Origin of the sequence: Breoghania sp. L-A4 (genome assembly GCF_003432385.1) — a bacterium.
In the GTDB taxonomy this organism is placed as follows: domain Bacteria; phylum Pseudomonadota; class Alphaproteobacteria; order Rhizobiales; family Stappiaceae; genus Breoghania.
The window spans coordinates 2986661-3000261 of sequence record NZ_CP031841.1; the positions used below are offsets into that span (position 1 = coordinate 2986661).

Sequence of the window (13601 nt, forward strand, 5' to 3'; positions counted from 1 at the left end):
AAACTGGAGAATTCGACATGGATCTGATGCGAAACTCGAACTGGAAAATCGATTGCGCGCGCCTCTTTGGCGGCGTCGTCATCGCCGCGGCGCTCTGCGCCCCGGCGGGCGCGCAACAGGTGCGGGAGCGCAATGCCGGCAACGTTCGGCTCGCTCCGGCGGATTGCACGCAGATCACCGAACAGGTGTTCGCGCGGCTGGAAAAGGCGGATGCAGAGTTGAAACAGGCGCAAGACGCGCCCGGAACCGACGCCGTGCGAACGCGGCTGCTGGCGCGGGTCGTCGCCGAACCGAACGCCTCAGGCGCTCTGGCGAAGCTGACCGAGTGTCTCGCACACAGAGTCCAATAGCTGGCGACACAACAAGATGGCGCGCCAGCGCATTGTTTCTGAAGACATTGCTGTGACCGGGCCGGAGCCCCGTCAAGAGATCTTCAGGTCGTTGCTTTTGCGACGCGCTTTGGCTTCTTGGCCTTGGCGGCTGCCTTCTCGGCGGCGACCTTCTCAGCGACGATGAGGTCTTCGGCTTCCTTGGCCAGCCGCAGCGCCTTCAGCTTCGCCATCTGCGCGGTGCGATCCCGGCGGATCTTTTCGTCTTCCTGCAGAACGCGGTCGGCCTTCTTCTGAGTCGCCGCGAATTTCTCTTCGGCCTTCGATTTGGCGGATATCTGCATCATTTCAATTCCTTGTCATTGCATGGAATGCCGTGCGGCTCCTGCCGCGTCGCCCGCCACGAGGGTCCATCTCATCCGACCCGGGATCATGAGCCCGCCGGACCGGCGCCTCGGACGGCCGCTGCTGTGGCGCTCAGGCATGTCTTCCGGCAGCCGATAGAACCGGCTTGCACAGTGAATTCGATGAAAAGCGCCCGGCATTGTGGCGCAGCGATGGGTCATGCGACCTTGAAACCGGCGAAGACGGGGGTGATGACGAACCGCTGCGCGCCCTTTCGGGCTGTGACCGCGCCGCATCGGCACCAGTGTCTGTGCCCGATACCAAACGACGTGTGCCGTCGTTCGCTGTATCCGGACTTGTCGCGCCGCCATTCAGCGCCGCGCCGCGACCAGGTCTGAGAACCCAGCCGAAAAATCTTGAGGAACCGCCGCCCCGGGCCGGACGGATGTCCAGCGGGGCGGCGGAAATGTCGTATTAGTCGACCACAGAGAGGTTCTCGGCGGAAGACTTGCCATCGCGGCCAGCCTGCAGCTCGTAAGAAACCTTCTGGCCTTCGTTCAGCGTGCTCAGGCCGGCGCGTTCAACGGCCGAGATGTGCACGAAAGCGTCCTTGGAGCCATCTTCCGGCTCAATAAAACCGAAGCCTTTGGTGGCATTGAAAAATTTCACGGTGCCAGTCGTCATTGTAGTAATCCCGATACATAGCTAGTGGTCCGCGCAGCACACCATGCGCCGCGGCGGTCAGTCTGACGTTCACATATCTCGGGAAAACAGCTAGCCGGCGAACCGGCTATTCAACTTAACCAAATAAATGCTTCACGTGTCTAACTACATAGAGATTTCCGCCGAAAAGTCAATAACCTAAGCGCGGCCGTTGAAGTGAAGGCGCGCATTTGCACACGCGCACACCATGCAATCGCCTGCCCGACAACCCCGATTGAAGAACAGGAACAAGGCGCTAGACAGCGCGTTCCGCATCGGACGCCAACGAGAAGTCCGGGCATTTTCGCGCGAAAAAAACGTATCAATTCGCAAAGCCCGCGCCCCGGCCGGCCGCCAACCGGGGGTCGAATGCGATTGTGCGGCGAAGATCGCCACGACCTTTTGCCGAAACGGCCAACCTCAGGTGCGCCGAGCCACGTCTCTGGAACGCCGGGCAATCGCCAAGACACCGACCGACCCGATTCCCGACACGCGACGGAGACTGGGTCACTCCGCGGCGCGGCAGTCGTCCTCGTCGAAAAACTCGATCTCTGCCAGGCGCCCGTTGATGGAGTAGCTGCCATAATCGAAGTGCAGCTTGCGCATGATGCCGTTGTCGTAAAGCAGGCCGGACATCTGATAGGCCGGCCCGGTCTCTTCCATACGACTGTTGGCGTCGAAATAGCTGAAGACCACCGGCCATGCCGTGGCCGCTTTGATCATCCCCACGGCCGCGCTGTCGTCCTCGCCCGGATCGGTCGCATCCGCATGCGCCTCGCCGATCACAGTGGTGACGGGCGACACGGTCTCGCCGTTCTCCGAACCGTCGAAGACATCAACCTGCACGAAATGCTCGCCCTTGCGGGCCGCCGCGATGACGGTGCGCATGTGTTCGTTCGGAAACAGCACCGGAATTTCGATTTCGATGGATTTTTCGCTCGGCCGCTCCAGATCAACCCGCGACACCGCACCCGAACGCTCGGCCCGGCCGCGGATGTCTTCCATCTCCTGACCGTTGACCAATGTGCGCTGGACGAAGTCAAACGCATCGTTGAACTCGAAGGTGGAGCTTTGCAGATCGGTGATCACCGACTTGCCGCTGCTGTCGTGCGACCGGGTCACAAAACGCAGCGTTTCGCTGTAGCCGTCGCAGGCGTTGCCGACGGATTCGAACACGATTCGCCCGCTGAGCGCTGAGATGCCGCTGCCCTCGTCCTCGTCGAGCGAAAGATCGTACACCGCGCGATGAGCGGTCAGAGCGACGCCGTCGCCCACGCGCGACAATCCGGCCTGGGCGGCGTCGGCGCCGAGGCTCGTGAACAGCCCGATCGACAGGGCGGTCAGCGCGACGCTTGCGCGGCAATCAACAAAATGCGGCAGCACGTTTGGCCCTCACAACTGGCATGACAGGAACGCCGTATCGGCATTCCGTGAACTCAACGGGATATGTACACGCCCGGCCCGCTGCGACTCAACACAAACCGTCGCCAAGCACGATAGCCCGGTTGCCGCGACTGACAAATTGCGCCAATCTCGCCGCGCAGCGGGGAGCTTGCCCTGCCCGCGAGACTACCACGACGCCCACATCAGGAGATAGCCCATGGCCGGCACCATCGACGCGCGCCTGCAAGCGCTGAACATCACCTTGCCGAGCCCGGCGGCGCCCGCCGCCAACTATGTGCCCTATGTGATCAGCGGCAAACACCTTTTCGTTTCCGGCCAGCTGCCGATGGGGCCGGACGGCATCCAGTTCAAAGGCATCTGCGGCGACACGCTGGACGCCGCCGACGGGCAGCGGGCGGCGCGGCTGTGCGCGATCAACATCCTCGCGCAGGCCCGCGCGGCGACGGGGGATCTCGACAAGATTGCCCGTCTGGTAAAGCTCGGCGGCTTCGTCGCCTCCACGCCCGATTTCACCGAGCAGCCCGCCGTGATCAACGGCGCGTCCGACCTGATGGCGGAGGTTCTGGGCGAAAAGGGCCAGCATGCGCGCGCGGCTGTCGGCGTCGCCGCCCTGCCCTTTGGCGTTGCGGTTGAGATCGAAGCCATTTTTGAGCTCGCCTGACACCGCGACCGGACGCAACGGACCACACCATGGCATCGCTCGACTGGCTCACCGCCAGGCCCATCGCCCATCGCGGCTACCACAATGCGGCCGCCGGGCGGATTGAAAACACACGATCCGCGGTATCGGCAGCGATCGAGCGCAATTTCGCCATTGAGGTCGATGTCCAGGAAACCGCAGATCACCAGGCGCTGGTCTTCCACGATAACTCACTCGACCGCCTGGTCTTCGAAAGCGGCCCTGTCCGCAAGCACGCGCTCGCCGAGCTGAAACGTATGCGCATGCGCGGCACCGACGATCCCATGTGGGATCTCGACGACTTGTTGGCATTGGTCACAGGGCGCGTGCCACTGGTCATCGAAATCAAGACCCTGTGTGTGCGCGACGGCCAGAAAGCCTTCGTCACCGGCATTGCCGACAGGCTGAAACATTACGCCGGACCGGTGGCGGTGAAGTCCTTCGATCCCGACATGCTGGAAATCCTGCGCGCCCATGCGCCGCAGCTCACCCGCGGCATCGTCGCCGAGGACACACGGACCGACCCCTTCTGGAAACGCTTCAGCGTCATGGAACGCTTCGCCCTGCGCAACCTGCTGCATTACCCGCGCACCCGGCCGCACTTCATCTCGTATGGCGTCAAGTCCCTGCCCGCCCCCGCGCCGTGGTTCTTCCGCAAGATCCTCGGCGTGCCGGTGATCACCTGGACGGTGCGCGACGCGCAAGACCGGCTCATTGCCAGTCTGAACGCCGACCAGATCGTCTTTGAGGGGTTTGATCCGGACACCGCCTGATCCAGGGCCGCGACACGCATTCGCCGCTTGAGGAATCCACTGGCTTGACCGATGCTGGAGAGCCTCATTGTCGACATGTCCCTCCTCCAGACCAGCGTACAATGAACGAACAAGCCGAATTCATCATCCGCGTCGCCGCATCGCTGGCCGACGTACCGGCAGACGATTGGGACCGGCTGGCCAACCCCGGCTGGCGGCTGGGTCCGCGCGGCGCGCTTGAGCCCTTGCGCGCGGCGGGTGAAACGGCGCCAACGGTTCCGTTCAACCCCTTTATTTCGCACAGTTTTCTGCTGGCTCTGGAAGAATCGGACTGCGCGGTCGCGCGCACCGGCTGGCTCGGCCAGCACCTGCTGCTGCAAGATCCCCAGGGCCGCACCATCGGCGCCGCGCCGTGCTATCTGAAAAATCACAGCCAGGGCGAATATGTCTTCGATCACGGCTGGGCGGATGCATTTGAGCGCGCGGGTGGCAACTATTATCCCAAGCTGCAGGTCAGCGTGCCCTTCACACCGGCCACAGGCAGACGACTGTTCGTCGACAGTTCATTGAATCATGACGCCGGCCGCCAGGCGCTGGGCGCGGGCCTCACCCAGCTCTGCGCGCGTCATGGGCCTCGTCCGCGCATGCAACATTCCTGCCCGAAGACGACGCGCGCGCATTGGCCGATATGGGCTATCTGCTGCGCCGTGACCAGCAGTTCCACTGGCACAACGACGGCTATGGCACTTATGAGGACTTTCTCTCCGCCCTCGCCTCACGCAAGCGCAAGACCCTGCGCAAGGAACGGCGCGCGGCGCTGTCCTCCGGCCTCACCATCGAATGGCTAACGGGATCCGACATCACCGAAGCGCATTGGGATGCTTTCTACGGCTTCTACATGGACACGGGCGCCCGCAAATGGGGCCGGCCCTACCTGAACCGCACATTCTTCTCGCTGCTGGGCGAAAAGCTGGGAGAGCGCACGCTCTTGATGTTCGCCAACCGGGAGGGAAAGCCGGTCGCGGGCGCGCTCAACATGATCGGATCTGACACGCTGTACGGCCGCTACTGGGGCTGCTCGGAGGATCACCCGTTCCTGCATTTCGAGCTCTGCTATCACCAGGCCATCGACTACGCGATCGCCCATGGGCTCAAGCACGTCGAGGCCGGCGCTCAGGGCGAACACAAGCTGGCGCGCGGCTACGTGCCCACCGCCACCTGGTCCGCGCACTGGATCGCCCATCCGGGACTGCGCGAGGCTATCGCCGACTATCTGGAGCGCGAACGCCAGGCGGTCGCCTTCGAGCAGGAGTTCCTGACCGAACACGCGCCGTTCAGGAAGGCGGAGCAAGGCTCGTAGGATGTTGCCCTGTCATCGCGCGCCTTCGACCGCCAACGTTGGTCCGGAAAATAGACAAGTCTGCGGCGGTCGGGTATTCAACGAAGCCCCCACAACTGCCGATGGACCCGACCATGACCGCCCCCGCTTATGACGACCAGAACGTGTTTGCGAAAATCCTGCGCGATGAATTGCCGTGCAATCGCATCTACGAGGACGACAAGACGCTGGCCATCATGGACATCATGCCGCGCGGCGACGGGCATGTGCTGGTGCTTCCCAAGGCCGCCTCGCGCAACATTCTCGACATCGAGGCCGGCGATCTGCACGCGGTGATGGACACGGTCCAGCTCATTGCCCGCGCCGTGGTCAAGGCGTTCGACGCGGACGGCACCACGATCCAGCAGTTTTCCGAACCCGCCGGCGGTCAGGTTGTGTTCCACACGCATGTGCACGTGATTCCGCGCTTCGACGATGTGCCGCTTCGCCCGCACACGGGCGACATGGCCGATCAGGACGTACTCGCCGAACAGGCGGAGAAAATCCGCGCGGTGCTGAGTGAGGGCTACGCATAACGCGGCGGTGCGCAAACGCTTTCGGGCGTTGTTCTGGAGCGTTTCCTTGTTAAATGGAATCAATTCTGTTGGTCCAAACCGGTTCGATCCGCGAGGAAACGGGCGAACGGCGTAGCCCATGCTACGGCGGAGGCCGTTGACGCGGCGGACGGCCGGTTTCGACCAACCCTTTGGGCGGGATGAATTTTCCCGATTATCGGCGAGGCCCGTCTCGGCCATATCCGCGATATGCCCTTCGCCATTCCTCTTGATCCTCGACAAAATTCATCTCCGCAGAATGGTTCCATTTGACAAGGAAACGCTCTAAGTCCCCGACACGCCGCCCAAAACATACCAACCGCCGATCAGCACAACTTCGGCGGCGGCGATGCCGACGAGCACCCGCTCGCGGGCCAGCTTGAACGCCGCGAATCCGATCACCACCGCGGCGATGCGCAGAGGCGGCGGACTGTCGGCCAAGACGCCGGTAGGAAACAGCAGCAGCCGCGCGATCACGCCGGCGACCAGCGCCGTCGCCACGGCGCGCACCCAGACGAGAATCTCGCTGTCTTCCTGCAGCTTCCCGGCCAGAATCACGCCGAGAAACCGCCAGATGTCGGTGGGAAACCAGCCCGCGATCAGGATCACGACATAGGGCCACAGCCAGCCGAACGTCTCCACTCCACCGCTCATATACCGCGCCTCTTCAGGCGCATCGCCGCATAGGCCACCGTGCCGCCGAGCAGGCCGGTCCACAACAGATCGAGACCGGGAAGCCAGAGATAGAAAAGAGGCCCGAGGATCAAGCCGAGAACCATGGCCAGCTTGTCGCTAGAGAGTTTCGACGCGGCCCACAGCGACAGCAGGAAATACACCGGGGTCAGGAGAAACAGCCCGCCGGTCAGCAGCACCGGCAGCGTGCCGATCAGCACATAGGCCGCCGCCGTGATGCATACGTTCACCACCGTCAGCGTCATGGCGAAGCCGGCATAAAACGGCACCCGCGCCTCGCGCGGCAGCTCCGGCAATCGCATCATCGCGAAAACCCAGCTCGTCACCGCCACGAAGTGCGACAGCGCCAGCAATTGCCAGCGCGGGGTCCTCTCGCCGCGCAACACCGGCATCAGGGCCACGGCCATCGGCATCAGCCGCACGGCCGACAGGGCCACGGCGATGGCTGTCGCCAGCAATGGCGTGCCGGCATTGATGGCGCCGACCAGAACCACCATGCTCGGCAGAGCCCAGACGGTCGCTGTCATGAACAGCGCTTCAGGCAGGGCAATGCCGCTTTCACGCGCCAGTCCCGCAAAGCCGATAAAAGCAGCCATGAGAATGAAGGCGGGCACCGAGATGATGCCCGCGGCGCCGCGCCGGTACCAATAAAACGCGCTACCGGCTTGGTCTTGTGGAGAATCTTCGGATGTCATTGTGCCGCTGGAGACTCAAGTGAGGTATCCGACGGTACCAAGCCTCGCCGCTCGGCGCCATAGCAAGAGGCGCAAGACCGGTCTCCCAGCCTTGCGCCTCTTGCATGTCCAAGGATGCGTTGCCGCGCGCAGACCGCAGCCGGTGTTCGGCTGCGGTTCCTGACGGCAAGACGCGACGCGTGTCAGTCCACCAGGGGCAATTTCGGAACCAGAGACCGGCGTGCCACCCCGGCATCGGGCTCCGGCGTCTTTACCGCTTTCGCGCGGCTTGATGCCGGCTTGCGCTTGACCGCCGGTTTCTTCGGCTTGACCGGCTGGTCCTCGATGGCTTCCAGATCGAGGCTGGTCTTGCCGTCCTCGCCCGTCACAACCGACACCTTGACCGTGCCGCCCTTCTTGAGCTTGCCGAACAGCACTTCGTCGGCCAGCGGCCTCTTGATGTGCTCCTGGATGACGCGCGCCAGCGGCCGCGCACCCATACGGTCGTCGTAGCCCTTCTCGGCCAGCCACTGCACCGCTTCGTCGGTCAGTTCGAACGTCACGCCACGATCGGCCAACTGGGCCTCGAGCTGCATGACGAACTTGGTGACGATCTGGTGCACGACCTCCGCCGGCAAGTTGCCGAACGCGATGATCGAATCCAGGCGGTTGCGGAACTCGGGCGAGAACAGCTTGTTGATCGCCTCGGTGTCGTCACCCTCACGCTTGGAGCGTCCGAAGCCGATCGCCTCCTTGGCCATATCGGAGGCGCCCGCATTGGTGGTCATGATCAGGATCACATTGCGGAAATCGACGGATTTGCCGTTGTGGTCCGTCAGCTTGCCGTGATCCATCACCTGCAGCAGGATGTTGAACAGATCCGGATGCGCCTTCTCGATCTCGTCGAGCAGCAGCACGCAATGCGGATGCTGGTCGACGCCATCGGTGAGCAAGCCGCCCTGGTCGAAGCCGACGTAGCCCGGCGGCGCGCCAATGAGGCGCGACACGGTGTGACGCTCCATGTACTCCGACATGTCGAAGCGGATCAGCTCGACGCCGAGCGACGACGCCAGCTGGCGGGCCACTTCCGTCTTGCCGACGCCGGTGGGGCCGGAGAACAGATACGAGCCGATCGGCTTTTCGGGTTCGCGAAGACCGGCGCGCGCCAGCTTGATGGCGCTCGCCAGCGCGTCGATCGCCGCGTCCTGGCCGTAGACGACGCGCTTGAGCGATTTCTCCAGATTGGACAACACCTCGGCGTCGTCGCGCGACACGCTCTTGGGTGGAATCCGCGCCATCGTGGCGATCGCGGCTTCGATTTCCTTCACGCCGATCGTCTTGCGTCGGCGGGATTCCGGCACCAGCATCTGCGAGGCGCCGGTCTCGTCGATCACATCGATGGCCTTGTCCGGCAACTTGCGGTCGGCGATGTAGCGCGCCGACAATTCCACCGCCGACTTGATGGCGTCGTTGGTGTAGCGGACCTTGTGATAGTCCTCGAAATATGGCTTCAGCCCCTTCAGGATGGCGATGGCGTCCGGGATCGACGGCTCGTTGACGTCGATCTTCTGGAACCGGCGGACAAGGGCCCGGTCCTTTTCGAAGAACTGGCGGTATTCCTTGTAGGTGGTCGAGCCGACGCAGCGGATCGCGCCCGACGCCAGCGCCGGCTTGAGCAGGTTGGAGGCATCCATCGCCCCACCCGAAGTGGCGCCCGCGCCGATCACCGTGTGGATCTCGTCGATGAACATGATCGCGCCGGGATAGTCCTCGATTTCCTTGACGACCTGCTTCAGCCGCTCCTCGAAATCACCGCGATAGCGGGTGCCGGCCAGCAGCGCGCCCATGTCGAGCGAAAAGATCGTGGCGTCCGCGAGCACTTCCGGCACGTCACCCTTGACGATGCGCCGCGCCAGACCTTCGGCGATCGCCGTCTTGCCGACACCGGGATCGCCGACAAACAGCGGGTTGTTCTTCTGGCGGCGGCACAGGATCTGGATGGTCCGCTGGATTTCCTTGTCGCGACCGATCAACGGGTCGATCTTGCCCTTGCGGGCCTTCTCGTTGAGGTTGACGCAATAGGCCTCCAGCGCGTCGGACTTCTTCTTCACGTCCTCGCCATCCTCAACCGTCGCCGCGTCATCCTCCACGCCGTGGGCGGGACGATGCTCCGAACTGCCGGAGCGCTTGGCGATGCCATGCGAGATGTAATTGACCGCGTCGTAACGGGTCATGTCCTGCTCCTGCAGGAAATAGGCGGCATGGCTTTCGCGCTCGGCGAAGATCGCCACGAGCACGTTGGCGCCGGTCACCTCTTCGCGGCCGGACGACTGGACGTGAATGACCGCGCGCTGGATGACCCGCTGAAAACCGGCCGTCGGCTTGGAGTCATCGTCGGTGTCATGCACGAGATTGTCGAGCTCGGTGTCGATGTACTCGATCAGGCTGCGGCGCAGCAGGTCGATGTCGACATTGCACGCGCGCATGACCGCGGCCGCGTCCTGATCATCGAGCAGGGCGAGCAGCAGATGTTCAAGCGTGGCGTACTCCTGGCTTCTCTCGTTGGCCAGCGCCAGCGCCTGGTGGAGTGCCTTCTCAAGGCTGCGGGAAAATGACGGCACGTGCGTCCCCTATTTCTTTTCCATCACGCATTGCAGCGGGTGCTGATGTCTGCGTGCGAAATCCATCACCTGGGTCACTTTCGTTTCGGCGATTTCGTAGGTGAAAACGCCGCATTCCCCCACCCCATGCTGATGGACATGAAGCATGATGCGGGTCGCGTCGTCCTGATTCTTCTGGAAGAACCGCTCCAGCACATGGATCACGAATTCCATCGGCGTATAATCATCGTTCAACAGAAGCACGCGGTACATATTCGGCCGTTTGGTCTTCGGCCGCGTCTTGGTTGCGACGCCAGTGCCGCCATCCGTGCCGCCATCGATATCATCGCGGTTGTTCTTGCTCATTCCGTTCCGGCTCAATTATTCTTCCCGGTCCCAGGCGCCCGGTCCCTGGCGCATGCCGGTCCCCGGGCAGTTCCTGCTTGCAGGCCCGGTTTCAAGGCAGTTCGGGTCCCAGGCCGTCCCGATCCGCACCGATCCAGTCAAAGCCGACCGGTCAATCCTGCCGTTCCCGCCGCTCCATTGCAATTCGCAATTCTATGAGGACGGCTGCATTCGGCCACACACCCAATCGGAGAGCGCGATCAGACCGCTGACGAAATCGTCAAGACGGCTCAGTCAAACCGGCCCGAAGGATTGCCCCGCCGGCCGATCCGGCGCGAACCAAATCATGATGTAAGTGCGTCTATGGAGAATTGTAAGCCGCTGAACGTCGCGTGCAATGGGAGATGACGCGTTCGGCGAGAAATATTGCGAAATTCCGCGAGCCCGAGACGCGGAAAAATCGCCCGCGTCCCATCGCAATGGCGCGGAGTACCGCCTTGCCTGTCAGATTTTCCAATAGTCTCTTGCGGACAAGAAAAAACCCGGACAAACGCCGGGTTCTTTCAAAACGTCAGAACTCTGAGCAGCAGTCGCGCGCGGCGTGAGCCGCGCGTCGCAAGCGCTGCCTACTTGGTCGCCTTGCCGAGAGCCGTCTCGTAGGAGGAGAAAGCCTCACGCGCCAGGTCGACGTACATCTCGTTGATCTTGGTCATCTCGCTGACCATGCCCGAGTAGCTCGTCTTGACGAACTCGCTCTGGGCTTCAAGCGCCTTGTCCGGGCTCTTGGCCGCGATCACCTTTTCAAAGGCCGCGGTGCCGTCCTCGAGGGACTTCTTCGAGAAATCCGCGTATTCCGTCGCAATCGCCTGCAGACCCTTGCTCAAAGAGCCGAAGCTCTTCATCGCCTGGTCCATGCTGTCCTTGCTGACCTTCTGAATATCTTCAAAGCCGTTAATCATGGTCCGGTACCCTTTTCGAATTGGAGCGCCAGATTCATTTAACTCTGCGAGCGCTCGATCATTGAACAATTCGGAATGTATGTGCACCGCACAATAATGTCAAGAGATTTATGTTGCGGTGCAATATTAAAGAAAGTGTCGCACCACGGCACGTTTTCTCGCCTCCCTCCAGCCGGCTTTACACAATCGTAACCGCGTTTCGGCATTGTGCGCTGACAGGGACTGGCACCAGCGGGATGACGCCCGCGACTTGAGGTCACCACGAAGGTTCGACATTTTCCCACAGGCGCATTCAATGTGAATCACGCCCGGGAGGGCCAGAGTTGCAGGTCTCGGCCTGTGTGTGCCAAAGCGTAACGATCAAGTCCGCTCCGCGGTCCGCCCGCCGCAAGCCGGACAGTTCGAAGTGAGTTCATACATGTTATCGCGCGTAATTCGTTCCGGAACCGCCCTCAAGAAAGCGCTGCGTGCGCTCGCGGTTCTCGGTGTCGCCGTCGTGGCCTGTGGTCTGACGCCGCTCCAGGCACAAGCGAACTCCAAATACGCAGGTATTGTCGTCGACGCGAAGACGGGCAAGGTCCTCTATTCGAGTTCGGCCGACGCCAGGCGTTATCCGGCATCCACGACCAAGATCATGACGCTCTACATCCTCTTCGAGGAACTCGATGCCGGCGGACTGACTCTCAACACGATGCTCAAAGCCTCCGCCAATTCGGCCGCCGAAGCGCCGTCGAAAATCGGCCTCAAGGCTGGTCAGACAATATCGGTAAAGGACGCCATCGGCGCGCTGGTCACCAAGTCGGCCAACGATGTCGCCACCACGGTGGCCGAAAACATCGCAGGGTCCGAGGCAGCCTTCGCCCGGCGCATGACGAGCACCGCCCACAGGTTGGGCATGAGCCACACCCAGTTCCGCAATGCGCATGGCCTGCCGAACTCCCAGCAATATACCACGGCGCGCGACCTCGCGACCCTCGGCCGGGCGATCCAGGACCACTTCCCGAAGTACTACAAGTACTTCTCCATGCGCTCCTATTCGATCGGAGGGCGCCGGTACGGCAACCACAACAAGCTTCTGGGCCACGTGAAGGGCGTCGACGGCATCAAGACAGGCTACACCCGCGCCTCGGGCTTCAACTTGGTCTCCTCGGTGCACCACCGCGACCGGCACATCGTCGCCGTTGTCCTGGGAGGCCGAACCGGCCGCACACGCGATGCACAGATGAAGAAACTGATCGCCGCGTATCTGCCCAAGGCAAGCTCCGGCAAGCGCACGGTTCCCTTGATGGCCGGCCGCGCCGCGAACTACGTGGTCATCGCCAACGCGCCGCTGCCGCCCGCAAAGCCGGCGATTCAGTTCGCAGAGGCGCCAAAGGCCATTCCGGTCGCCGCGCCAGAACTGGCCGTGGCAAGCGCCGCCCTGCGATTCCGCCCGTGCCGCCGCGCCCCAACGAAATCAGCGAAGGCGATGCCGGTGAACTCACCGTCGCCTCGATCGGCAAGATCCCGACACCGACCGCCCGCATCGCCGCCGCGCATTCCCTTGAATTGGGCGCCACGAGCAAGGGGCCGCTGCGCCTCGATACCGCGATCGCAACGCCGAAACGGCAGCCGATGCCGGGCGAGCCCCGGCCGCCAACGGCAAGCCGCGCGAGATGCTTCTGGCGATGGCGCCACCGGCCAATATTCCAGGCGCCGCGGAGCGCGCGGTGGATCAGCTTGCGATCAGCAAGCCGCAAACGGTCCAGGCCCGAGCACCGGTCCAGGCGGGTTCTTTGCTGCCGCTGACAACCGGCTCCGCGAAGGCCGCTCCCGCCATGCCCATCAAGCAGGTACGCACCACGACCATCACAGTTGCCTCGAACACGCCCGCCACAGCCGCCTCGAGCACGCCCGCGCCCGAAAAGGCGAAGCCGACGCCGCCCTCGGGCTGGCAGGTGCAGATCGCGGCCGCGGAGAGCGAGGAAGGCGCGCTCGATCTTCTGAAGAAGGCGCAGGCCAAGGCGGGCGACGCGCTTGCCGGCAGCGCGCTCTACACCGAAACCGTCGAGGCCAGTGGCTCAACCCTGTATCGCGCCCGGTTCGTCGGATTTGACTCAAAGGCATCGGCGAAGGCCGCCTGCCGTTCGCTGAAGAAAGCCAAGTTCGCCTGCTATCACCTGCATCCATAATGTGTATCTGAATCAG

At 62.9% G+C, this 13601-nt stretch carries 13 protein-coding genes and 2 pseudogenes; 7 read left to right on the top strand and 8 right to left on the bottom strand.

Going from position 1 to position 13601, the window contains the following annotated elements:
- Positions 1 to 17: 17 nt before the first annotated feature.
- Positions 18 to 350 (top strand): hypothetical protein, encoded by a 333-nt coding sequence (locus tag D1F64_RS13570; protein WP_117412870.1) that lies wholly within the window; start codon positions 18 to 20, stop codon positions 348 to 350.
- An 83-nt stretch (positions 351 to 433) separates the two neighbouring features.
- On the opposite strand, the gene D1F64_RS13575 is transcribed toward D1F64_RS13570, so the two are convergent.
- The 3 genes from D1F64_RS13575 to D1F64_RS13585 form a co-directional block, all read right to left on the bottom strand.
- Entirely contained in the window at positions 434 to 676 is a 243-nt protein-coding gene (locus D1F64_RS13575) for a hypothetical protein (protein ID WP_117412871.1), read from the bottom strand.
- 472 nt (positions 677 to 1148) lie between these two features.
- The gene (locus tag D1F64_RS13580; RefSeq protein WP_117412872.1) at positions 1149 to 1358 is read right to left on the bottom strand and encodes a cold-shock protein; all 210 of its coding nucleotides are present in this window, start codon (positions 1356 to 1358) and stop codon (positions 1149 to 1151) included.
- A gap of 525 nt (positions 1359 to 1883) precedes the next feature.
- Positions 1884 to 2759, bottom strand: a complete 876-nt coding sequence (locus tag D1F64_RS13585; RefSeq protein WP_117412873.1) for a DUF1849 family protein — start codon at positions 2757 to 2759, stop codon at positions 1884 to 1886.
- Between the two features lie 217 nt (positions 2760 to 2976).
- Here D1F64_RS13585 and D1F64_RS13590 point away from each other — a divergent pair, with 217 nt between their 5' ends.
- From D1F64_RS13590 to D1F64_RS13605, 4 genes and pseudogenes are all read left to right on the top strand, one after another.
- A complete protein-coding gene (locus D1F64_RS13590; protein WP_117412874.1) occupies positions 2977 to 3441 on the top strand; it encodes a RidA family protein in 465 nt (154 codons plus the stop codon).
- 29 nt (positions 3442 to 3470) lie between these two features.
- Positions 3471 to 4232, top strand: coding sequence for a glycerophosphodiester phosphodiesterase family protein (locus D1F64_RS13595; protein ID WP_117412875.1), 762 nt, complete (start codon positions 3471 to 3473; stop codon positions 4230 to 4232).
- Positions 4233 to 4333: 101 nt separating this feature from the next.
- Positions 4334 to 5571 (top strand): annotated as a pseudogene (locus D1F64_RS13600) (GNAT family N-acetyltransferase).
- 113 nt (positions 5572 to 5684) lie between these two features.
- Positions 5685 to 6125 carry an HIT family protein gene (locus D1F64_RS13605; RefSeq protein WP_117414599.1) on the top strand — a complete coding sequence of 147 codons (441 nt, stop codon included), beginning with the start codon at positions 5685 to 5687 and terminating at the stop codon, positions 6123 to 6125.
- A 303-nt stretch (positions 6126 to 6428) separates the two neighbouring features.
- On the opposite strand, the gene D1F64_RS13610 is transcribed toward D1F64_RS13605, so the two are convergent.
- The 5 genes from D1F64_RS13610 to D1F64_RS13630 all read right to left on the bottom strand — a co-directional run bounded on the left by D1F64_RS13610 (position 6429) and on the right by D1F64_RS13630 (position 11414).
- A complete protein-coding gene (locus tag D1F64_RS13610; RefSeq protein WP_117412876.1) occupies positions 6429 to 6797 on the bottom strand; it encodes an AzlD domain-containing protein in 369 nt (122 codons plus the stop codon).
- A complete protein-coding gene (locus tag D1F64_RS13615; RefSeq protein ID WP_117412877.1) occupies positions 6794 to 7531 on the bottom strand; it encodes an AzlC family ABC transporter permease in 738 nt (245 codons plus the stop codon). Before D1F64_RS13615 ends, D1F64_RS13610 begins: the two co-directional genes overlap by 4 nt.
- A 182-nt stretch (positions 7532 to 7713) precedes the next feature.
- Complete coding sequence (clpA, locus tag D1F64_RS13620) at positions 7714 to 10131, bottom strand: ATP-dependent Clp protease ATP-binding subunit ClpA (protein ID WP_117412878.1); 2418 nt, start codon at positions 10129 to 10131, stop codon at positions 7714 to 7716.
- A gap of 9 nt (positions 10132 to 10140) precedes the next feature.
- On the bottom strand, positions 10141 to 10476 hold the full coding sequence (clpS, locus tag D1F64_RS13625; RefSeq protein ID WP_117412879.1) for an ATP-dependent Clp protease adapter ClpS: 336 nt from the start codon (positions 10474 to 10476) through the stop codon (positions 10141 to 10143).
- A 605-nt stretch (positions 10477 to 11081) separates the two neighbouring features.
- On the bottom strand, positions 11082 to 11414 hold the full coding sequence (locus D1F64_RS13630) for a phasin family protein (protein ID WP_117412880.1): 333 nt from the start codon (positions 11412 to 11414) through the stop codon (positions 11082 to 11084).
- A gap of 418 nt (positions 11415 to 11832) precedes the next feature.
- Between D1F64_RS13630 and D1F64_RS13635 the strand changes: the two are divergent.
- Both D1F64_RS13635 and D1F64_RS24090 read left to right on the top strand, forming a co-directional pair.
- Positions 11833 to 12705 (top strand): annotated as a pseudogene (locus D1F64_RS13635) (D-alanyl-D-alanine carboxypeptidase family protein); the annotation flags it as partial.
- 526 nt (positions 12706 to 13231) lie between these two features.
- On the top strand, positions 13232 to 13585 hold the full coding sequence (locus tag D1F64_RS24090; RefSeq protein WP_117414600.1) for an SPOR domain-containing protein: 354 nt from the start codon (positions 13232 to 13234) through the stop codon (positions 13583 to 13585).
- Positions 13586 to 13601: the final 16 nt, after the last annotated feature.